19 protein-coding genes are annotated in these 20,918 nt (G+C 64.0%); 5 read left to right on the top strand and 14 right to left on the bottom strand.

The window, feature by feature from the left end:
• Positions 1 to 53 precede the first annotated feature (53 nt).
• Both YUU_RS0122865 and YUU_RS0122860 read right to left on the bottom strand, forming a co-directional pair.
• On the bottom strand, positions 54 to 1,184 hold the full coding sequence (locus tag YUU_RS0122865; RefSeq protein WP_027524502.1) for a sugar ABC transporter substrate-binding protein: 1,131 nt from the start codon (positions 1,182 to 1,184) through the stop codon (positions 54 to 56).
• 340 nt (positions 1,185 to 1,524) lie between these two features.
• Positions 1,525 to 2,109 (bottom strand): LysE family translocator, encoded by a 585-nt coding sequence (locus YUU_RS0122860; RefSeq protein ID WP_027524501.1) that lies wholly within the window; start codon positions 2,107 to 2,109, stop codon positions 1,525 to 1,527.
• 169 nt (positions 2,110 to 2,278) lie between these two features.
• On the opposite strand from YUU_RS0122860, the gene YUU_RS0122855 reads away from it, so the two are divergent.
• A complete protein-coding gene (locus YUU_RS0122855; RefSeq protein WP_027524500.1) occupies positions 2,279 to 3,589 on the top strand; it encodes an ABC transporter substrate-binding protein in 1,311 nt (436 codons plus the stop codon).
• 224 nt (positions 3,590 to 3,813) lie between these two features.
• On the opposite strand, the gene YUU_RS0122850 is transcribed toward YUU_RS0122855, so the two are convergent.
• The 9 genes from YUU_RS0122850 to YUU_RS0122810 all read right to left on the bottom strand — a co-directional run bounded on the left by YUU_RS0122850 (position 3,814) and on the right by YUU_RS0122810 (position 12,739).
• Positions 3,814 to 4,983 carry a Gfo/Idh/MocA family protein gene (locus YUU_RS0122850; RefSeq protein WP_027524499.1) on the bottom strand — a complete coding sequence of 390 codons (1,170 nt, stop codon included), beginning with the start codon at positions 4,981 to 4,983 and terminating at the stop codon, positions 3,814 to 3,816.
• 59 nt (positions 4,984 to 5,042) lie between these two features.
• Complete coding sequence (locus YUU_RS0122845; protein ID WP_027524498.1) at positions 5,043 to 5,342, bottom strand: septal ring lytic transglycosylase RlpA family protein; 300 nt, start codon at positions 5,340 to 5,342, stop codon at positions 5,043 to 5,045.
• Positions 5,343 to 5,451: 109 nt separating this feature from the next.
• Positions 5,452 to 6,297, bottom strand: a complete 846-nt coding sequence (locus YUU_RS0122840; protein WP_027524497.1) for a CmcJ/NvfI family oxidoreductase — start codon at positions 6,295 to 6,297, stop codon at positions 5,452 to 5,454.
• A 327-nt stretch (positions 6,298 to 6,624) separates the two neighbouring features.
• A complete protein-coding gene (locus YUU_RS0122835; protein ID WP_027524496.1) occupies positions 6,625 to 7,563 on the bottom strand; it encodes an ABC transporter substrate-binding protein in 939 nt (312 codons plus the stop codon).
• A complete protein-coding gene (locus tag YUU_RS0122830) occupies positions 7,560 to 8,660 on the bottom strand; it encodes an LLM class flavin-dependent oxidoreductase (protein WP_027524495.1) in 1,101 nt (366 codons plus the stop codon). The genes YUU_RS0122835 and YUU_RS0122830 overlap by 4 nt, the downstream gene beginning before the upstream one ends.
• A gap of 21 nt (positions 8,661 to 8,681) precedes the next feature.
• Positions 8,682 to 9,866: an acyl-CoA dehydrogenase family protein gene (locus YUU_RS0122825; RefSeq protein WP_027524494.1), complete on the bottom strand. Its 1,185-nt coding sequence runs from the start codon at positions 9,864 to 9,866 to the stop codon at positions 8,682 to 8,684.
• Entirely contained in the window at positions 9,860 to 10,651 is a 792-nt protein-coding gene (locus tag YUU_RS0122820) for an ABC transporter ATP-binding protein (protein ID WP_027524493.1), read from the bottom strand. Before YUU_RS0122820 ends, YUU_RS0122825 begins: the two co-directional genes overlap by 7 nt.
• Entirely contained in the window at positions 10,645 to 11,658 is a 1,014-nt protein-coding gene (locus YUU_RS0122815; protein WP_027524492.1) for an ABC transporter permease, read from the bottom strand. Before YUU_RS0122815 ends, YUU_RS0122820 begins: the two co-directional genes overlap by 7 nt.
• Positions 11,636 to 12,739 carry an ABC transporter substrate-binding protein gene (locus YUU_RS0122810; RefSeq protein WP_027524491.1) on the bottom strand — a complete coding sequence of 368 codons (1,104 nt, stop codon included), beginning with the start codon at positions 12,737 to 12,739 and terminating at the stop codon, positions 11,636 to 11,638. Before YUU_RS0122810 ends, YUU_RS0122815 begins: the two co-directional genes overlap by 23 nt.
• 484 nt (positions 12,740 to 13,223) lie before the next feature.
• Between YUU_RS0122810 and YUU_RS0122800 the strand changes: the two genes are divergently transcribed.
• The 3 genes from YUU_RS0122800 (at position 13,224) to YUU_RS0122785 (ending at position 16,108) form a co-directional block, all read left to right on the top strand.
• Positions 13,224 to 14,210, top strand: coding sequence for an ABC transporter substrate-binding protein (locus YUU_RS0122800; RefSeq protein ID WP_027524490.1), 987 nt, complete (start codon positions 13,224 to 13,226; stop codon positions 14,208 to 14,210).
• A gap of 265 nt (positions 14,211 to 14,475) precedes the next feature.
• Positions 14,476 to 14,862 (top strand): hypothetical protein, encoded by a 387-nt coding sequence (locus YUU_RS55185; protein ID WP_051389843.1) that lies wholly within the window; start codon positions 14,476 to 14,478, stop codon positions 14,860 to 14,862.
• Between the two features lie 154 nt (positions 14,863 to 15,016).
• The gene (locus YUU_RS0122785; RefSeq protein WP_027524489.1) at positions 15,017 to 16,108 is read left to right on the top strand and encodes a catalase family protein; all 1,092 of its coding nucleotides are present in this window, start codon (positions 15,017 to 15,019) and stop codon (positions 16,106 to 16,108) included.
• On the opposite strand, the gene YUU_RS51420 is transcribed toward YUU_RS0122785, so the two are convergent.
• The gene (locus YUU_RS51420) at positions 16,089 to 19,175 is read right to left on the bottom strand and encodes an AAA family ATPase (protein ID WP_084801509.1); all 3,087 of its coding nucleotides are present in this window, start codon (positions 19,173 to 19,175) and stop codon (positions 16,089 to 16,091) included. The genes YUU_RS0122785 and YUU_RS51420 overlap by 20 nt on opposite strands.
• Positions 19,176 to 19,368: 193 nt before the next feature.
• Here YUU_RS51420 and YUU_RS58825 point away from each other — a divergent pair, with 193 nt between their 5' ends.
• Positions 19,369 to 19,530, top strand: coding sequence for a hypothetical protein (locus YUU_RS58825; RefSeq protein ID WP_156944451.1), 162 nt, complete (start codon positions 19,369 to 19,371; stop codon positions 19,528 to 19,530).
• Between the two features lie 104 nt (positions 19,531 to 19,634).
• Here YUU_RS58825 and YUU_RS0122770 read toward each other — a convergent pair whose 3' ends face one another.
• Together YUU_RS0122770 and YUU_RS0122765 are read right to left on the bottom strand one after the other, a co-directional pair.
• Positions 19,635 to 20,081, bottom strand: coding sequence for a hypothetical protein (locus YUU_RS0122770; protein ID WP_027524488.1), 447 nt, complete (start codon positions 20,079 to 20,081; stop codon positions 19,635 to 19,637).
• Positions 20,082 to 20,309: 228 nt separating this feature from the next.
• Positions 20,310 to 20,756, bottom strand: a complete 447-nt coding sequence (locus YUU_RS0122765; protein WP_027524487.1) for a hypothetical protein — start codon at positions 20,754 to 20,756, stop codon at positions 20,310 to 20,312.
• Positions 20,757 to 20,918 lie beyond the last annotated feature (162 nt).

Raw genomic sequence — 20,918 nt, 5'->3', positions numbered from 1 at the left:
CGCAACGGCGGCCCGGCCAAGGCCGGGCCGCAAGCAATACATCTCCAGCTCCGTCACTGGGTATTCTTTTCGCTTTGCGACATGATCTCCGGCGCGGTGAAATTCACGCCGCAGGGCGTGAACTGGTTTGGCGCGAAGAAGTTCGCGTTGAGGTCCGGCCAGTAGTTGGTGCCGGGCTTGAGATCCTTGTAGGTCGCGACCGGAATCGGGATCGAGATCAGCTGCGGCATGGGATTGCCCTGGAGCGCCGAGATCGCCGCCTTCATGGCGATGGCGACCAGCGCCGGCGACTGACCGTAGGACATACCCTTGAGGCCGTCCTTGGCGTGATCGGCGATCTGCTTGCGGTACTCGTTCTCGCCCTCGCCCGACATCGGCACGAAGGGATGCTTGGCCGACATCATCGCCTGCACGGTGCCGTCGGAGCCGCCTTGCGTGAACACCCCGTCGAAATGACCGTGGACCGCAAGCGCGTCTGCGGTCACCTTCTGCGAGGTGCCGGTATCCCAATTGCCAACCACTTCGGTGATCTTGAAGCTGTTGCCGGGCGCTTCCATCACCTCGCGGAAGCCGATATGGCGGTCGCGATCGACCGAATTGCCGGGCAGGCCGCGGACCTCCAGGATGTCGCCGGACTTCTTGCCGCTTTCATCCATGATCCATTTCGCCGACATGCGGCCCATCTCCTTCTGGTCCTCGTTGACCATCATCACCTTGTCGGTGTCGAGGATGTTGTCGAAGGGAACGACCACCACGTTGTTCTTGTCGGCGAGACGGATGATGCGATCAAAACCGTCGGGCGCCACCGCGATGGTGACGATGCCGTCGAAGCCTTGATTGATGAAGTCCTCCATCGCGCCGAGTTGCGCTGCAACATCGGTACCGGTGGAGACCACCTTGAACTCCTTGATGTTCTCCTTGATGCCGGGCTGCTCGGCGAAGGCCTTCGCCGTCTTCACCATCTGGATGCGCCAGGTGTTGCCGACGAAGCCGTTGACGAGGGCAATCTTGTAAGGCCCCGGCTTCTTATCCCACTGGAAGAACTTGGTCTGGCTGGACCAAGGCTTGAAACATCCGGGATCGGCGCCCGGACCGGACACCACCTTGGGGCCTGCCAAAGCACTGACCGGGGATAGCAGGAGACCGGCGCAAGCCAGCCCTGCAAGACGATGCGTCCATTCCATGTCCCTTCTCCTTGAGCGTTTTGCGTTCCAACCCTTAAAACTGGCTCGATGGCCATGCCGGGAATTGGGCTTCCCATGCAATTTGCCTCGTTAGGATGGCATGCAATCCGCGATGCGCACAAGCCGAAGGCCCATCGTCGCCCTCGGCTGGCGCCGAACAAGCCAGCAGAAATCCATCACAAAAACGGGAGGCAATGCGACTTCCCACAGCGCGTGCGCGCACGCACCGACGATGGAGCAAAAGAATGATACTCAGGGGAAAATGCGCGCGGCGCCGCCGGCATGCTGATCGGCCATGTCCGCCTGCCTCGATCAGGTCAGGCGGGGCTGCGTAACGGCCTTAAGCGATCCCGAGGGAGTGCGTGCCGATCATGCCGGCGAGAATGACCTGTGCAATCGCGCTGAGCTTGTAGACGAGAGCGGGACGCCCGATCCCGTCAAACCCGCAGCCGAGCGAGACGCCGAGCGCAATCCAGGCCGAGCCGATCGTGGCGATCTGGGCCGCGAGCAAGGCGAGTCGTGGCATGAGATCGCAAGCGCCGACCTCGAACGGCAGCAGGGCGGATGCAAAGATGATCGCCTTCGGATTGAGCAGGGTCGTGATCAGCACGCGCTGAAACGTCACCGGCGCATGGCTGCCGAAGTCGCTGGCGCCGTGACGCCACAGCAGCACGGCAAGATGGACAAGGTAGAGCGCGACCACGACGCGCAATGCGGTGCCGACCATCGGCACCGCGATCATCAGCGGGGCCAGCAGCGCGCGCAGGATAAGGATCGCCAGCAGGTAACCCGCGAGTTCGGCTGCCAACAGATGAAGCGAGCGCGACCAGCCGACCGACGCACCGGAGGTGGCTAGCAGCGTATTGGTCGGGCCGGGAATTGCCAGCAGCGAGGCTGCGGCAGCGACGAAGGGGACGACATCCATGATGTCTTGTTAGTCGGGCTGGCGAACAGGCGCCTTGATCTCGATCATGGCCGCGGGCATGTCCGAATTGCCTAGTGCGGCGCATGTTGACTTTCCACCATCCCCTCCAAATACTTGGCAAAAACAGGCATAGAGCCGGTCTCAACCGAAGGTTCGAAGGGAGGATAGGATGCCGACTTCACGCAGGACACTGCTGAAGACCTCGGCGGCTGCCGCCGCCGCACTCAGCCTCGATTGGACACGCGCCCAGGCACAAGCTGAAACTTTGCGCATCGGTGTGATCTACGATCTGACCGGCCCGTTTGCGGCGGGCGGCTCGGTCGCTTCCTCGATCGGCGCACAGATCGCGATCGACCTCGTCAACGAGAAGGGCGGCATCGGCGGCAAGACCAAGATCGTGCCTGTTGCCGCGGACTCGCAGAGCAAGCCCGACGTCGCAATCAACGAAGCCGAGCGGCTGATCAACCAGGAGAAGGTGGACATCATCAACGGCGTCTATGCGAGCTCGCACGCCGTTCCGCTCTCCGCCAAGGTCGAGCAACAGAAGAAGATCCTCTGGATCACGACCGCGGTCTCGACCGCCGTGTTCAAGGACAAGAACCTGCAGTACGTTTTCCGCGCGCAGATCCACTCCGACCAGTACGGCCAGGCCTTCGCGGGCTTCCTCGCCGAGCATGCGAAAGCCAAGCTCGGCATGGATCCGAAGGACGTCAAGGTCGCGCTGATTCACGAGGACGGCCCCTATGGGGTGGGCGTGGCCGCCGCCGACGAAACCTATGCCAAGGAGGCTGGAGTTCAGGTGGCGCTGAAAGAGGGGTATTCGGCCTCCGCGCCCGATCTCTCGGTACTCGTCACCAAGATCAAGCGCGCCAAGGCCGACGTCATCTCGCATGCCGGATACAACCCCGACATCACGCTGTTTCTGCGCCAGGCGCGCGAGAGCGGGCTGCGCTTCAAGATGCTGTTCGGCGCCGGCGCCGGCTACAGCCAGCTCGACAAGCTGCGCACGACGTTTGGCGCCGACATCGACAATTTCTGCAACATCGATCCGGTGCCGGCACAGCTGCTCGATCCGTCGAAGCTCGCCCCCGGCATGGGCGATCTCATCAAGACCATGGTTTCGCGCTACCAGGCGAAGACCGGCGCGACCGACGTGCCGCCGCACTGCTCGATGGGCTTCAACCAGACCTGGGTGCTGCTCAACAACGTGCTGCCGGTGGCGAAGGAGAAATACGGCAGCTTCGACCCCGATGCGATCCGCAAGGCCGCGCTCGACGTCGACATCCCCGCGGGCGGCACCATCCAGGGCTACGGCGTAAAGTTCTTCCCGCCGGGCACGCCGCTCTCCGGCCAGAACGAGCGCTCGACGCCGGTCGTGATGCAAAATGCCGGCGAGCACATCTCGGTGGTGTGGCCGACGAACATCCGGACCCAGGATCCGGTGTTTCCGCTGCCGAAGGGATCGACGTACGGGGCGTAGGACGCGTTTACGAACGTTAAGCTGGCGCTGACTCTTCCCCTCTCCCCTTGCGGGAGAGGGTGGCTCGCCGCTTCAGCGGCGAGACGGGTGAGGGGTTCTCTCCGCGAACACCTCTCTCAGTTGGACTCGCGGATAGACCCCCTCATCCGGCGCTTCGCGCCACCTTCTCCCACAAGGGGAGAAGGGATAGCAGCATGCGCGGCTGCTTCACCCAGAAGAAAGCTCTATAACACCACCCGCCTGCCCTCGTCCGCTGCCCAGTAACCGGCGTAGTTCACCTTGATCGTCTCATAGGCCAGCGCGAGATCGGAGAGCGGTTGTCGTCCGGTCGCCACGCACTCCATGAAATCCTGGATCTCCTGCAAATAGCCGCGCGTCCATTCCTCTTCGAGGCAGACATATTGCCAGCCGGTTTTGCGGTCGACCTTTTCAGTGATGTAGACCGAGGCGAGCTTCTCCTCGCTGGTCTGGTAGCTCATCAAATGCGTGTTCGGCGTGATGTTGGCGAACAGCGAGCCGCCGCTGGTGTAGGTCTCGATCAGGTTGCGCACGCCGCCCATGATCATGTCGCCGGAAAACACCGTGGCCTTGGTACCGTCGGAGAAGGTGATGGTGAGCGTGCCCCAATCCTCGACATCGACCGGGTTGGCCTTGATGTAGGTGCGCTCCTCCGGCTTGAGACCGGCGGTGACGTTGCCGACATCGCAGGTGACGCTCGCGACACGAATCGTCTCACCACGCGCTTTCGCCTCGACCTGCTTCAGGTACAGCACGGCCGACAGCGGGTGGCAGCCCATGCGGATCAGCGAGCCGCCGCCGGTCATCGCCCATTGCGCGGCGTGCGCGGCATGCGAGCCGGAATGGCTCTCCTCGCCTTTCATGAACAGGATCTTGTCCTTCGTCGCCCTGATGATTTCGGCGGTCTTGGTCACAGCCGGCGCATAGACCCAATCCTCGGCATACATGAAGAGCTTGCCGGTCCGCTGTATCGCATCGCGTGTAGTTGCCATCTCCTCCAGCACACGCTCGTACATCAACGCCTTCGGCACGTGCCTGCCGATCGGCTGCTCATCGCCCTCGCGGCCGAAATAGCCGGCGAACGGCTTCTCGCAGATCACGTGCTTGCCCGCCTGCATGGCCGCAATGATCATCGTCGCATGCAGATTGGGCGGCGTGCAGATGTCGACGACGTCAATATCGGCGTCGGCGATCAGGTCGGAAAAGCTGCGATAGCTGCGCGCGATCTGATGGCGGCGGGCGAACTCCACCACATGGTCGCCGCGCGCGGCCACCGCCGCAACCTCGACATCGACGCCATAGACGCGCCGAAACGCACACATGTGCAACTCCGAAACGAAGCCGCACCCCACGAGCCCCACCCTGATCTTCGCCATTGCGCCCCCCTCGACATTGGTTGGGCGGCATTATAGCGAGCTTGCGGGCAGACGCATGCCTATTGCACGGAAACCCGCACCACGCCCGCGCTCATCATGCCGAGCGCGCGAGCGGCAGGGACGGATAGATCAACGATGCGGCCACGGATGAACGGACCGCGATCGTTGACGCGGCATTGGATAGAGCGCCCGCCATAGGACACCGTGAGCACGGTGCCGAACGGCCGCGTCCGATGGGCACACGTCATCTCGCCGCTCCTGGCGGCTTTTCCGTATCCGTAATATGAGGCTAGTCCGCTCTCTGCGTCGGCTGGCGAGAAAAAGGCAAACAAGAAAAGCACGGCGATGAGCGCGCGCATGGCGTCCCCCACCTAAGGTGACCCCGCCTCCGGCGCCAACAACGCGAGCTCGTCGACAAAGTTCCTGAAGCTAGTGCCGGGCCTGGCCCGGCACTGCCATCACACATTGTTACGGTTTGTGAAACACCAGTGTCCGCAGTTCGATGCTTTCGCGTGGGGGTGCATCGGCCGGCGTGGTCGGATCGACAAAGGCGGTATGCGGCCCGAAGCGGGTGCGGCCGTCGGTTGCGGAATCATAGCACTTCAGCAGCAGCGCTTCGTCCGGTGTCATCTCCGGGAAATAGAACCAGCGATGGTTCGGATTGTACTTCACCGAATAGGTCTCGCCGCGGCGGTTGGGATAGATCAGGTCGGAGGCGACGAGATCGCCGGGCGCAACCGTCGTACCGTCGGCCATTGCGAGCGGAGAATCGCGCAAGGGACCGCGGATCGGTCGCCAGAGATTGATGACTTGCACACGACCCTTGAGAAGCTCCTCGGCCTCATCAGGCAAATGCTCGCGGACGCGGTTGGCGCCCGAGGCAACGGTCTGGTCGACATGCACGCGCGTTGCGGGCTGGCGCGGACCTGCGCCGCGGATGTCGGCCGCGCCATCGACGCGCCTGCGCACGGTGTGATCGAAGATGACGACGCGCTCGGCCTTCAACGTTGCGCGGAGAAAAGCTTCGACGGCGGGGTAGTAGACCGCCCTCACCTCCTCGTCGTTGTAAAAATCCCTCACGCGCGTCGGATGGCGCACCAGCGCAAAGCCTTCGCGGTCGAGCGAGAAGTTTTCCGCGATCAGACGCCCGTCGAACATCGGGACCTGGTGCGGCTCGGGCAATGAGGTGGTCTTTGGCTCGCCCGGCGGCGGATCAAACGCGTAGGTGCGCGGTTTGCCCGACGTGGATGCGAGATAGTTGAGCTCGGCTGTGACGAAGGGAAGCGATTCGATTTTTGTTTGTTGCAGGCCCATGGCCGGTCTCCCGATGTGGTCGTCTGGTTGATTTTTGACGGGAGGTAGCGTGCGGCAAGAGGCACGGTGCAAATAGCAATGCGGCTGTTACCGGGAATGGAGAACGCAGGAGGAATATTTCGACAATGGCGGCCGAGAGGGAAACCTCGTTCTCATCTCACGAATGCTTGAGTATTTGTGAGGTCTCGTGCCCCGGATGCAGCGCATCACGCAGTGGTGCGCTGCTAAGCCGGGGCCCATGTTGCCGAGAGCGCTCTATGCGGCGTAGGTCCCGGCTCTGCGGCGCAGCGCTGCGCGCTGCACCGCGTCCGGGACACGAGCAACAGCCTACAATCCCGCTTTTGCGATCCCGCCCGAGAAGGAGCGATCGACGATGTCCACGGCGTCGAGCTTCTGCTTGATGAGACCCCAGCGGAAATAGAGATCGATCGTAGCCTGCTCGTCCGTGATCACGCTGTCGTCGATCGGCGCGATGCGCATTTTTGCGCGTGAGAGCCAGTTGAGCGGCACCGCGGCCGGGATGTTCATCAGCTTGCCCCAGGTCTCGGCATAGCTGTTCACATTGTTGATCGACCAGACGCGCGCGGCGGTGAGGCGCCGGACGAAATCGGTCAACTCGGCGCGCTTGTCGCGGATCGCCTCGGGCCGCGCCACCTGGAAGCTGAGACCCGGCGTCAGGCCTTCGGAGGTGATGATGCGGCGCGACTTGAACAGCACCTGCTCCTGGCTGATATAGGGCTCCCAGGTCGACCACGCGTCGACCGAGCCTTGCGTATAGGCGATCTTGGCGTCGGAGGGCGCGAGGAAGGTGATCTGCACGTCGGTCGCGCTCCAGCCGTTCTTCTCCAAAGCCGCCAGAATGAGCTGATGGCCGATGGAGCCGCGGCCGGTTGCGATCTTCTTGCCGCGCAGATCGTCAAAGCTCTTGATCGGCGAGTTCTCCGGCACGAGGATCGCGAGACTTTCGCCGGTCTGGCGGATCGCGGCGATCGCCTTCACCGGCACGCCGGAGGCGGCGGCGAAGGTGAAGGGCGCGTCGCCCACGAGGCCGGTTTCGATCGCGCCGGCGCTGAGCGCCTCGAGCAGCGGCGCGGCTGCCGGAAATTCCTTCCACTCGATCTTGTAGGGTACGTCGTTGAGCTGCCCGGCCGCCTCCATCACGGCGCGTGCATTGCCCTTCTGATCACCGACGCGCAGGGTTGTCTGCGCCCCTGCGAGGTCAAACGAACCGAACAGCAGCGCGCCGGCGAGCATCAGCCTGATCATTCGGCGGCCTCACCGCGAGCGACCTGGCGCTTGGCAATCAGCTCGCGCGTCAGCGGGATCAGCTCGCGGCCATATTCGATGGCGTCGATCAGCGGATCGAAGCCGCGGATCAGGAAGTGCGAGATGCCGAGGTCGTAGTAGTCGCCGAAGGCTTCGGCGACCTGCTCGGGCGTGCCGACCAGCGCGGTCGTGTTGCTGTTGGCGCCCGTCAGCTTTGCGATCTCGGTCCACAGGCGCTTGTCGATGCGGCTGCCCTGGTCTGCGAGCGCGAGCAGGCGGCGCGCGCCGGCGGTGGCATGGCCGTCGGCCGGCTTGCGGTAGCCGGTCTTGTCCTGAAGCGCTGCGGCGCGCGCCAAAATCGCTTCGGCCTTTTCCCAGGCCTGCTTCTCGGTCGGCGCGATGATCGGCCGGACCGAGAGGCTGAAGCGCGGCGTCGACCGCCCCTGCCTGACCGCTGCGTTATGCACGCGCGAGGTGACGTCGCGCACCTGAGCGTAGGACTCGCCCCAGAGGGCGAAGGTGTCGGCGTGCTTGCCGGCGACGTCGATCGCTGCATCCGATGCGCCGCCGAAATAGATGCGAATGCCCTCGGGGTGGAAGGGCTTCACCTGCGAAAAGCCGTTCTCGACCTGGTAGTACTTGCCCTTGTAGGTGAATGGCTTGTCGCTGGTCCATTCCAGCCTGACGATGTCGAGGAATTCGGACGTGCGGGCGTAACGCTCGTCCTTGTCGTCGAGCGTGTTGCCGTCCTGCCGAAGCTCGGTCGCATTGCCGCCGGTGATGACGTGCAGCGCGACGCGGCCGCGCGAGAACTGATCGAGCGCCGCGAACTGCCGTGCCAGCAGCGTCGGTGCGGTGAACCCGGGACGCTGCGCGATCAGCACGTTGAGGCGGTCCGTGACATTCAGCACGTGCTGAGCTACCTGAAGAGCGTCCGGGCTCGTCGAATGGAACGCGAGCAGCGCGCGATCGAAACCGGCGTTTTCATGCGCCTTGGCGACCGCCTCGATATGGGTGGGGTTCAGGACCGGCCCCTCACGGACGATGGTCTCGGACGAATTGTTGTTGCTGATGAAGCCGATGAACTCGATCGACATTGATCGTCTCCTCTATGATTTTCAAAGTCCCAGCGCAGTGCGGCCAAGGCCAATGCGCGTCGAATCGTCCTGCGGTGTGTGCACGCGACCGCACAGCACGTCGCGGTAGTGCCGCTCCAGCGGATTGCTGCGGCTAAGCCCATGATTGCCGGTGAGCGACAGCGCGTCCTCGACCACGGCGACCGAGTTGTTGGTCACGGTGAGCTTGATCGCGTTGGATTCGGCAGCCGACAGCGCGACACCGTCATCGAAGTCGCCGGCGAACGAACCGATCAGCCGGGCATTGACGGCAAGCCGTGCCTCGATGGCGCCGAGAACCTCCTGGGCGCGGGGAAGCGTCGCAAGCGGCGCACCGAGGCTGGAGGGCACACGCGTCTTCAGGAAATCGATCAGCCAGTCGCGCGCGGCGCGCGCGATAGCGTCATAGATCGCGGCGATGAAGACGGTATGGGTTGTCGCCTGCGTGGCATCGAGCCCGCGCCACTCCGCTGGTTTGCGGACATCGACCTCGTAGTCGAGTGGGAATACGACGTCGTCGAATATGACGTCGTGGCTACCGCTCGCGCGGAGACCATGATGATCCCAGGTCTCGACAATGCGTGTGCCCGGCAGGCCTGCCGGCACCAGGAACTGCCCAACGCGTGGTTCCGCCTCGTCGGTCCTCGCCCAGACCAGGTACCATTTCAGGATCGGCACACCGGTCGAATAGATCTTGTGACCTGATAGGCGCCAGCCGGTCTCAGTCCGCCGCGCGACCGTTGCAGGCAGGCCACCACGCGCGGGCGAGCCGAGTTCCGGCTCGACACGCAGCGCATTGACCAGCGCCAGGCTCTCGACCGCCTCGCGCGCAAGCTTGCGCGACAAGCGGGCGGACCAGGTCGGGCTTCGTGCCATCACCAGATGATTGATGTAGTGCATCGAGAGCACGAGCGCGGTGGACGGATCAGCCTTGGCGATGATGCCGATGATCCGCGTCGCGTAGCGCACGCCCGCACCAGCGCCACCAAGCGCGGCGGGCACTGTCAGGGACAACAGGCCTGCTTCCGACAGCTCCTTGAAGTTCTCGAAGGGAAAGCTGGCCGCGCGATCGTGCTCGGCGGCACGCTCGGCGAAGACCGCGGCGAGGCCCTGCGCACGCTCGATGTAGTCCGGCTCGCTTTGTGCGGTGCGGCTTCTCGCCGCCGAGTTGCCCTGTGATGTCACCATGTGGCGTCGAGCCCCAACAAGCCGAGGATTTGGCGGCGCAGATCCGCGAGATAGGGATCGCCGCGGTGGCGCGGATAGGGTCGGTCGACGCGTATGTCGGCCTTGACGCGCGCCGGGCGCTCGCTGAACACGATGACGCGATTGGCCAGCACCAGCGCCTCCTCGGCGTCGTGGGTCACCAGCAGCGTCGTAAAGCCTTTGCGTTGCCACAGCGAGACAAGCTCGGCTTGCATCGTGATGCGCGTGAGCGAATCGAGCTTGCCGAGCGGCTCGTCGAGGATCAGGATTTTTGGATCGTTGACGAGCGCACGCGCCAGCGCAACGCGCTGCGCCATGCCGCCGGAGAGCTGGTGCGGATAGGCGTTGCGGAACGCCGACAGCCCGACGAGATCGAGCGCGGCGTCGACGCGCGGACGCTGGCTTTTCAGGATGCCCTGGGCCTCAAGGCCGAGCGCAACGTTGTCCCAGACCGTCCGCCAGGGAAACAGCGTTGGATCCTGGAACACCACCACGCGCGAGGGATGCGGGTGCGTGATACGGCTCTCGTCCTCGCGCAGGGCGCCCGCTTGCGGCTTCTCCAGGCCCGCGACCAGCCGCAGCAGCGTGGACTTGCCGCAGCCGGACGGACCGAGCAGCGCGACGAACTCACCGGGTTCGACGGCGATGCTGACGTCGCTGAGCACCGGAAGCTCGGTGCCCTCGATGTCGAAGGCGTGGCTGACCTGCTCGATGTCGAGCGCGGCACCGGCGGCGGGATAAGCGATGACCTCGGCAGTCGCTACCATTTGACGGTCCCCTTCTGCCAGACCAGGAGGCGATCGCGGATCGCAAACAACAGCGTGATTGCACTGGAGCAGAGAAGCGACATCACGATCAGCGCCGCATACATGTTGGCGTAGGCCGCCCAGCCCTGCGCCCATTGCAGGTACCAGCCGAGCCCTGCCTTGACGCCGATCATCTCGGCGATGACAAGTACGGCAAAGGACGCGCCGAGCCCCATGAACAGGCCGACAAAGACGTGCGGCAGTGCTGCAGGGATCGCGACCTTCAGCACCAGGAAGGACGGCTTTGCACCTAACGTGCGCGCGACGTCGTAATAGGCGCTGCCGACGCTCGCGACGCCCGACCATGTCAGCACGGTGACGGGAAAACCGGTCGCAAGCGCAATCAGGAAGGTCGAGGCGCTCCAGCTCGACGGGAAGGTGAAGAAGGCAATCGGCAACCAGGCCGTCGCGGGCACTGGACCAATGAAGCGCAGCACCGGATGCACCCAATATCCGACCGCGCGCGACCAGCCGATTGAAACGCCGGTGAGGAAGCCGATGGCCGCCCCAATGAGATAGCCGCCGAGCAGGAGCCGGATCGAGGCAAAGACGCTGTCGAGCAGCTTTGGCAGATCGTCGGTATAGACCTCTACGATCGCCTGCGGCGGCGGGAAAAACGGCAGCGGCAGCCAGGCGAATTTTGCAGTCGCGACCTCCCACAACGTCAGGATCAGGCCGAGCGCCAGCAGCCAGGGCGCGCGGTTGCGCAATGCGCGTCCGGCCGAACCGAGATAATCGGCACCGACCGTCCCGAATAGCGCGAAGGCCGCGATGATGAAGGCGGCGATCCCGAGCGAGTGGGTCCGCGACCAATCGCCGACGTCGTCCCAGAGCAGGCAGGACGAGCCGAACGCGATCCAGGCGAGGCTCGCCGCAACACCCGACCCGGACTCCTTCAGCCAGCCGGCAAGCGCAAGCTCGCGCGGCGCGGCCGACGGCAGGCCGTCAGACAGCGAATACGTCGACATAGATGCGCTCCGCGAATTTGGCGGTATCCGTGCTCGGCTTGAACACCGAGACACTCTTCAAATCGTCCGCATAGGCCTTGAGCTCGCGCTTCAGCACCTCGCCGACCGGATGATGATGATGGGTATGGTAGCGCACCATGCCTTCGAGGTCGGCAAGCGTCGCCGCCTTCGGCGCGTAGGGCTGGAACGACTTTGCCGCCCTTTCCGGGTTCTGCGACGAGAACATCGCAGCATCCAGCAGCGCCTGCGTGATGGCACGCGCGACCTGCGGCTCGTCGCGCACCAGGCTGCCGCGCAGGCCAAGGATGCAGCAGCTCTTGTCGCGATATTCACCGTCGAGATTGGAGGCAACCTCCTTGTACTGACTGTCCTTCAGCCAGAGATAGGCGAGCGGATCGGACGACAGGAAAGCCTGCACCTCACCCTTCTGGACCGCGACATCCAGCAGGTTGCCGGGATAAGCGCGCCAGTCGACGTCCTTGAGCGGATCGATGCCGAGCTTTGCGAGCTGGATCGAGAAGAAATTCTTGTCGGGGCCGCCGAGATCGCCCACGGCGACGATCTTGCCCTTGAGATCCGCAAGCTTGTTAACGCCGGAATCCGCGCGCGACAGCACGCGCATGCAGCCGCCATGGGTACCGGCCGCGATCTTGACGTCAAAACCCTGCTCCAGCGGCTTCAACCAACGCAGCGCCATGCCAAGACCCGCGTCGCTCTTGCCCGTCGCGATCGCCTCCAGGAGCTGATCGGTCGAGCCGGAATAGTTGACGAGCTCGACATCGAGATTCTGCTTCTGGAAGAAGCCGTGCTCGATGCCCAGGGGGACCGGCGCGAGGCAGACGGCGCCCGCGTTCCACGACAGTTTCAGCTTGCGCGGCGCGCCCGTGAGCGCGGGCGCATCAGAAGCTGTCTGGCACAGCGGAAACTGCGAGAAATCGATCGCCGGCGCGATCGCGCGCGGTGCAAAGGCCTGCGCACCGAGTGCGCCGAGCGGCGCGGCGAACGCTGCCGCCAGGCCCGCCTGGAGCAGATGGCGCCGATCGAAACCCGAACTGCCGCGCTTGCCCTCGTTATTGCTCATCTGCACCTCATTGCCCCAAAGCTCCGCCGCCCACGCAACGCGTCGCGTTGCGCATGTTCCGTGCGGAGCTGCGTTAAGAGAAGGATATTCTCGAGGCGAGATCCCTCGCCTCTTCATTGCGGTGCGCAAATGATGCGGCGCGTCGGCCGCATCGTCAATGAAATGGAATTTCGAATGTTGCGAGCAGCGCAGACATTCTCTCCACCAGCGCGCGCATCGACGACGAAAGGATTTTTCGAGTTCGTTACGATCTCGTCGTGCTCGCGGAGCACGTGACAACTCCATCGCCTGCACAATCTTCGCGCAGATCGGGCATCGCACACATCGCCTTCTCGCGGACGTTCGTTCAATGAAACGTCCTTCTGGCAAGCGCGCGCAATTCGGTTGGCCGTTTCATTGACTGCGGCCTCTCCGATCATAGACTTGATCACCCCACTGCATCGTCGCTCACGCCACGTGAGCCAGAAAGAACAAGAAGCATCACATGAGCATCAACTCCAACTCCCACGATCACTCCCTCACGCGCAGGCTTGCAGCATCACTGATCGCCGCCGCCATTACCCTATCGACGGCTGCCGCATCGCTCGCGGCCGACACGATCGTGCTGCGCGTCGGCGACCAGAAAGGCGGCAACCGTTCGCTGCTCGACATCTCCGGCCTGGCCAAGGACCTGCCCTATAAAATCGAATGGTCGGAATTCCCCGCGGCGGCGCCCATTCTCGAAGCGCTCAACGCCGGCGCGCTCGACGTCGGCTACACCGGCGATCTCTCTTTCTTGTCGGTCTATGCCGCGGGCGCGCCGATCACGGCGATCGGCGGCACCAAATCGGACGCGAAGACGCAAGCCATCCTCGTGCGGCAGGATTCACCGATCAGGTCGGCCGCCGACCTCAAAGGCAAGCGCCTCGCCGGCACCCGCGGCGGCTGGGGCCAGTTCCTGATCGATGCGACGCTTGAGAAGGCGCAGATCAAGCTCGACGACGCAACGTTCGCGCCGCTCGGCCCGGTCGACGCCAAGATCGCGCTCGTCGCCGGCTCGATCGATGCCTGGGCGGTGTGGGAGCCGTATGTCTCGTTCGCGACACTGAAGGACAAGGCGCGCGTGATCGCCGACGGCGAAGGATTGACGCCGACCATCACCTTCATCGTCGCCTCCGACAGCGCCATCGCCAGCAAGCGCGCCGCTTTGCAGGATTTCTTGCAGCGCCTCAGCAAGGCGCGGCTATGGTCGCTCGATCATCTCGGCGACTATGCGAAGAGCACTGCCGAACTGACCAGACTGCCGGAGGACGTACTGCTCAGCGCCTACACCGCGCAGCGCACCAGCCCGATCGTGATTGACGAGAACGTGGTGAAGGAGGTGCAGGAAGCCTCCGACCGCGCCACCCGCTACGGCATCCTGCCGAAGAAGCTCGACGTCAGCCAGGCCGTCGACCGCAGCTTCACGGCGGCCGCGGCGGGATCGAACTGAGGGAGCCCGGCGATGAGCGGTCCGTCCCTCAAGGCCGGACCGCTTCACCTCGCGGCGATCGTGCTGGTGCACCTCGCCTGCATGGCGGCGATAGTCTGGTTCTCGCTGTGAGGGCGGCCACGCTTAAGAGAAAGATGAGAAGAAGATAAGGCGCGTTTAAGGACTCCGCTGTTGCCTCCGCCGTAGCATCGCCTCCGGTGATGTCCATGCCTCCTCCGCATCAATCGGGAGATCGCGTGGCGCCTTATTTCAGGAGGATTTGATCATGACCATTTCAGCACGCGCACCTTCTCCCTCGCGATCGGACAACAACACTGTCCGGAGTCGCTATCGGATCGCTGCCCTCTATGCCTTCCTGACGGCCTGCGTCTCCTCGGCCAGCCCGGCCATGGCGGCGATGGAATGCGCCTCCGGCTATGTGTGGCGGGTCGCCGTTCCGAGCGACCTCGTCTGCGTCACGCCGGAGTCCAGAAGCGTCGTCGCAAGCGAGAACGCAAGGGCCGCTAGCCGGCATCTGCCCGGCAGCGACACGTGCCAGTCGGGATATGTCTGGCGCGAGGCGTATTACGGCGACAAGGTCTGCACGACGCCTGAGCGCCGCAGCGAAGTTCGCCAGGAGAACATCGTCGCATTGCGGCGCGTCGCGCAATAGAAGCGACTGAAAGCCGCGACGGAAGGGGGCGTCAGAGCAACCGGAATTCGTGTTCCGGTTGCTCGCGCGACGGGCACGCGTCTACAATGGAACTCGCCCAGCGGCCGCCACCATTCGCAAAGGGCAGGCGACCCGCGGGCTGGAGATCAGCACCATGTCAGCCGATCAATATCTGCGCTACGATCCCTCTGTCGAACAACCGGGTCCCGAAGAGGCCGATGCCGTTCGGGACATCGTCGCCTCGATCGAGCGGACCAGCGACGCCACTTTCAAGCGATTTCACCATGGTATCCGCCAGCAACACGCCAAAGGCGTCGGCTTCCTGCGCGGCGAGCTGACCGTCTACGACAATCTGCCGGCGCATTTGCGCCAGGGCCTGTTCGCAAAGCCCGCCCGCTATCCGATCATCGTCCGGCTCTCCACCGCTTTCGGGCTCAAGAGCGATCGTGTTCGCGCGCCCCGCGGCATGGCAATCAAGGTTTTGGGCGTGTCCGGCGACAAGGCGCTGGCGGATGACACTTCAACCAACCAGGATTTCCTTCTCGTCAATCACCCGAGCTACATGGCCGATGCCAAGGCTTATTTGGCAGCCCAGCGCAACGTCGAGCTCAACCTGAACACCCCCGACATCGGATTCAGGATCGTGGGCTTCGTCTCCCGCATCGCCATCACGGTTTCGAACGCAACCGGCGCCTCGATTCCAATGCTTGCGAAGGCGCTTGGCGACCCCGGCAACAACATCCTCGGCGAAACCTTTCACACCGAGGGCACGCTCCGCTTCGGCGACTATATCGCAAGGATCCGGGCGGTGCCGATCTCGGATGCCGTGCGCAAGCTCACGGGTCAGCCCAGCCATGACGGCGACGAAATCGTGCGGGACTCGGTCACAGAGTTCTTTCAAAAGAATTTTGCGGAGTATGAACTGCGCGCCCAGCTCTGCACCGACCTGAAACGCACGCCGGTCGAAGATTCCTCGATCGACTGGCCAGAGGGTGTCGCGGTACCGCAGCCGCTGGGCAAGATCACCCTTCCCTCGCAGGCCGCCAATACCTCCACCCGCCGCGACTACGCCAACGACGTCCTGTCGTTCGATCCCTGGCGTTGCCTGGCCGATCATCAGCCGCTCGGCTCGATCATGCGGCTGCGCAGGGATGCCTATCGCGCATCTCGCGAGCGCCGGCACAAGCAGAACGGACCGATCCCGTCCCCCGGAGAACCGCAAGATATCAGCGAGTTTCCCGATTGACGTCGAGCCGGCGGACGCAAGTGTCCGCTGCACCGGCGACCTCGCTGCGGTCGAAGAATGACAGCGAGCGCAGCGGATCGTCAGGCGCGAGCGAACACGCAAGCGAATTCACGACCCTGTTCAAGTGCCGCCTCCAGTTCGCCGCCTTCCGTGCCTCTCCACGGCTGGCGTAAAACTCCGCGAGCGCGGCATAGACCCGCCATGCCGCGTAGGGTAGCCCGGCATGGTGAACGGTCGAGGCGGCCTCGGACAGGTGCCGCCTGGCGATCTCCGCATCGCCGCTCAGCAGCGCAATTCTCGCCATCACCTCCTGGCACAGCGCGAGGAACGGCCGATCGGGCGCCGCGCTCGTCACCTCGTGAAACCGGCTGGCTGCCGCCTTTGCCCGGTCGAGGTCGCCGGCCCCGATCCAGTACTCGCAGCAGTTCAGCAAATACTGCGGCATGACCAGCGATTCGATCGGCACACCGTCCACCTCCATCCGCCGCTCGATGGCATCGAGATGCTGGCGTGCCAGAGTGAAGTTGCGCATCCCGAGATGGGCCCGCACCAGCAAATTCCTGCCGAGAAAGAAGGTGAACGGGTTTACCTCGAGCATCGGGTTGGTGACTTCCTCCGCGTGTTTCGCCGCGATCTCATGGTCCTGCGCCGCGGCGTGGAGCCACCCGATCGTGAGCTGGCACAAAGCGCGTGCCTGCGGATTCGCGTTCCGGTCCGCGATGGCGAGCGCAGAGCGAACGCTCTGCTGCAGCGCCCCCCATTCGCCCATATAGAGGGACGCGAACGCTTCGACCGACTGGTAGAGCACGAAGAGGTAGACGTCGCCGAGCATGCGGGCGAGCTGCTTACCCCTGCTCGTCGCATCAATGCAGGCCGAATAGTTCGACCTCAGGAACTCGAGCACCATTTCCATGGAGCAGCGCCGCAGCCGCATGCTGAGGTCCTGCGCTTCCGAGATCAGTGCCGACGCCTGCGCCGAGAACTCGGCATCCTCGCGGCTCCAGCCGCGCAGCATCAGCTTCAGATTGGCGACGTTGCCCCTGACCAGGGCAGCGAATGCCGCGTCATCGATCGTCCGGCTCTTCGCCAGTGCCTGCTCGGCGAGGGGCAGACATCGTCGCCGATCGATATAGAGGCAGAACCTGCTGAGATCGACCAGCGCGTTCACCTCCTCCCGAACGAGGCCGTTCTCCGCTGCATGGGCCACGATCGCGCCGAGATCCTGCAGCGAGTTCAGGAAGTCGCCGCCGGCTCGCCAGGCCCAGGCGCGCTGCAGGAGCAGCTTCAGGCGCGTCGGCACCTGCACGTCCATCGGCAGATGCGGCACGAGATCCAGGGCACGTGTGAGGTAGTTTGCAGCCTCGCGCGTGCTGAATCGCCGCGCCGAGCCTTCGGCCGCCACGGTGAGATAGCGCGTTGCCTTTGCGAAATCGCGTCCCAGCTCGAAGTGACGCGCGAGCACTGAGGCAACCTCCGCCGCCTGCGATCCATAACCGCGCTCGAGACTGACACCGAGCCGCACGTGAGTATTCACGCGGCGCGCCGGCGCCAGCCGTTGGTACAGCATCTCCTGGTACAACGCGTGCTGGAACGCGTAGCGGCCCGACACCTCTCCACTCGGCCATTCGGTCGAGCCGGCTGCAACGATGATGCGGCCGGCACGCGCCAGCTCCTCGCACATCTGCTCCACGTCCAGCACGTTCCGATCGAGCGCGCCGGCAATGTGCAGCGCCGAGAACTCGGCCCCCGCCGCGCTTGCCACCTCGAGCAGGCTGCGCTCCTCGGCCGTGAGGTGATCGATCTGCCGCGCGATCATGCCCTGCAAATCGCGCGGCATGCTGTCATGCGAGGCAACCTCCTCGCGCTCCAGCCGCCACCCGCCGCTATCCTCGACGAGCACGCCCTGGGCAACGAGATGATCGAGGAGTGACGTCACGAACAAGGGCTGTCCTTCGGTCCGCGCGAAGATTCGCTCGACCAGTTCGTCGGCGAGTTCGGCCGAGTTGAAGCGCAGGGCAAGGTAGCGTTCGACGTCGCTCCCTGTCAGACGGTCGAGCGCAAGCTCGGTTGCATGTCCGTGGATATGGAGATCCTGGTGGATCGCCTTGACCGGATGTCCGCCGACCGCGACTTCCATCGGCCGATAGGTGGCGAGAACCAGGATCGCCGCCTTGCGGTCCCGTCGTGCCAGCCGCGACAGAACATCCACGGTGGCAAAGTCGCTCCAGTGCAGGTCCTCAAGGATGATGACCCATGGCCGTTTTGAGGCGAGGCTCTCCAGGAGATCAGCGAACTCACGCAGCATGCGTTCCCGCGTCGCGCCGAAAAGCTCGTGCTGGAAGGCCGCGCGATCACCTTCCCCAAGGAAGCTTGGCATCTGGGCGAGCCACGTCGGCGCGTGCTCGCGAATGGCAGTGAGCAGAGCGGCGCCTCCCGCGCCGCGGCACTGCTCGTTCAGGGCTTCGATCAATGGCAGGAAGGCCTCGTGGGTACCGAACAATTCGTTGCAGCCACAATGCAGCACGCAGAGGCCCTCACGCGTCATACGATCGAGAGCCATCTGGACGAGCGTCGTCTTGCCTATTCCGGCTTCGCCGGTGATGAAGACGACCTGACGCTGTCCGGCGCGGGCCTTCTGCAGCGCGGTGTCAAGCGTCTCGAGCGCCGTTGTGCGTCCGACACGCCATTGCCGCCTGCGGTCGACGACGTCCTCGAACGTCTCCTCCAGCCGTTCGATGACCGGCGATAATGCGGTGGTGACGGGAGCGATGAAGCGATAGCCGCGCCGCGTGACCGTCTCGATATAGCTGGGCGACTGCCTGTCATCACCGAGCGCCGCACGCAGCACATTGATAGCGACCGCGAGACTGGACTCGCTGACATGCAGATCCGACCAGACCGCGTCGAGCAGCTCTTCCTTGGTAACGAGCTCGCCGGGGTGCTTGATCAGGCAGCAGAGCACCTCGAACGGCTTCGGCGCCAGCACGACGCGCTCCGGTCCGCGCCACAGCAGCGCATTGGCGCGATCGAGCCGGAACTGGCCAAAGGCAAGCTCGTCTGTCCGCACGGCCGCAACCTCCGGGTGCCTTGCGAGCTTAAGAGAAAGCTCAGTCAAATGTAAGGACGGCTTAAGGACTCCAGCCGGTTCTCGGCGCTAGCGTCGCGACTGGCGATGTCGTGGACATCACCAGGAAGCATTTCATCACGCTGTCTTTTTCGATCAGGGCAGTCGATGCCCAAATTTTGGCAGGGAGTTGACCATGCCACTTCCACGCCGCAGAGCTATTTTTTCAACCCGCGATTGCGAAGGCTGGTTCGTGTTCGTCTATGCGATCGTCTGCGTGCTTGCTGCCGTCTATTTTTCGTCGTCGGAGCCCATCGTCATCGACGCCGGCTTTGCGATCATCGCGCTTCTGCCGTGACCAGCCACGGATAGCCCGCCCGTCACCGGCGCTCGCGCGAGCCAGCGCGAGCACCGAGCCTTGGCGGGATCGACCGTCAGAACCGCCGACGCACGCTCGCGCGATTACCAATAGCCGCCATAGTAGGGGCGGTAGGCGCGATATGGCCGGTAATAGCCATAGCTGTCGCCGTAATAGGGTCGATACGGGCGGGCATAATAGGGCGAATAGGCGTAGCCGGGTGCGTAGCCGTAATAGGCTGGCGCGTAGCCACCGCCGTAGCCATAGGGGCCGCCGTAGTACGGATCGCCATAGTAGCCGTAAGGCGCGCTGCTTGCGATGGCGCCACCGATGATGGCGCCGGCTGCAAGCGCTCCCAAGCCCCAGCCCCATCCGCCGCCGCCGCGCCAGCCCCATCCGCCGCGCCAGTACACCTGCGTGACGTCGTCGGAGACCATGGCCTTCATCGTCGCCACATTGGTCGGCATTGGCGCCGCCGCGGCCTGCTGCAGCTGACCGGCCATGACGGCACCGGCGAGTGAACAGGCTATTGCCGCTTTCCAGATACTCATCGCCTTGCTCCCTGTCTGACGTTTCGTTTGGAAGAAGGGTCGCACGCCGTATGATCTGGCATCTTTGCGCTGAATCAAAGCATCCGTTTGCGTGCACCGCACAAGGCATCCCGGCCGGTCGTCGCTTCCTGCCGCCTCGAACCTCAGAAAGCCGGCACGGATCGCACCGGCTCCGCCGCGGGCGCTGAAATGCCGCAGGCCGAAGGCCCGCAAGCCGCACCGAAGCGTCTACTTGGTCCTCACGCCTGGATCGGTCACCGATGCCAGGAGATCGCCTGCCTCGCGGCTGCCATGCGTAAACCAGCTCTGGCGCAGATCGACGTTTCTGAGCGTACCCGAGCCGAGCAGGCAGCCGGCCGCCGTCGGGACCACGACAAAATCATTGCCGAAGGCGAGCACGTCGATGCGATAGGTGTGCGTCCCGCCGTCAACGAGCTCCCAGTGGCCTTGCAGCAACTGCGCGTGGCGATTGCTCTTGGCGACGGCGATGCCGTTGTCCTTCAACGACAGGGTCCACGCCCCGTCAAACGAGGCGGTCTCGGCGCAGGGCGAGAGGACCTGCCAGGCATCGGCGAGATCGCGTTTCTCTACGGGGTGATCCGGGGTGCCGGTCAGGTAGGCCAGCCCGACTGAAAGCAGCCGCAGCAGGCCGAACATTTCGTTGGCGCAGGGCATCGAATAAATCCAAAAAATATGAAAGCGATCTGAAATAGCCATCAGCCTACCACCCTTTCGGGGCGATCGGGAAGACTCGGCAATCGAAAAAAGCGGAGCCGCGGGGCGGGCCGCAACCGATGGCAACCAACAGACCACTTTCCGAATTGTTATCCGTGCAGC

It is taken from the genome of Bradyrhizobium sp. Ec3.3 (assembly GCF_000472925.1).
Taxonomy (GTDB): Bacteria; Pseudomonadota; Alphaproteobacteria; order Rhizobiales; family Xanthobacteraceae; genus Bradyrhizobium.
Note: the sequence above shows the minus strand (reverse complement) of the source record. Positions and strands in the feature narration are given on the sequence as shown.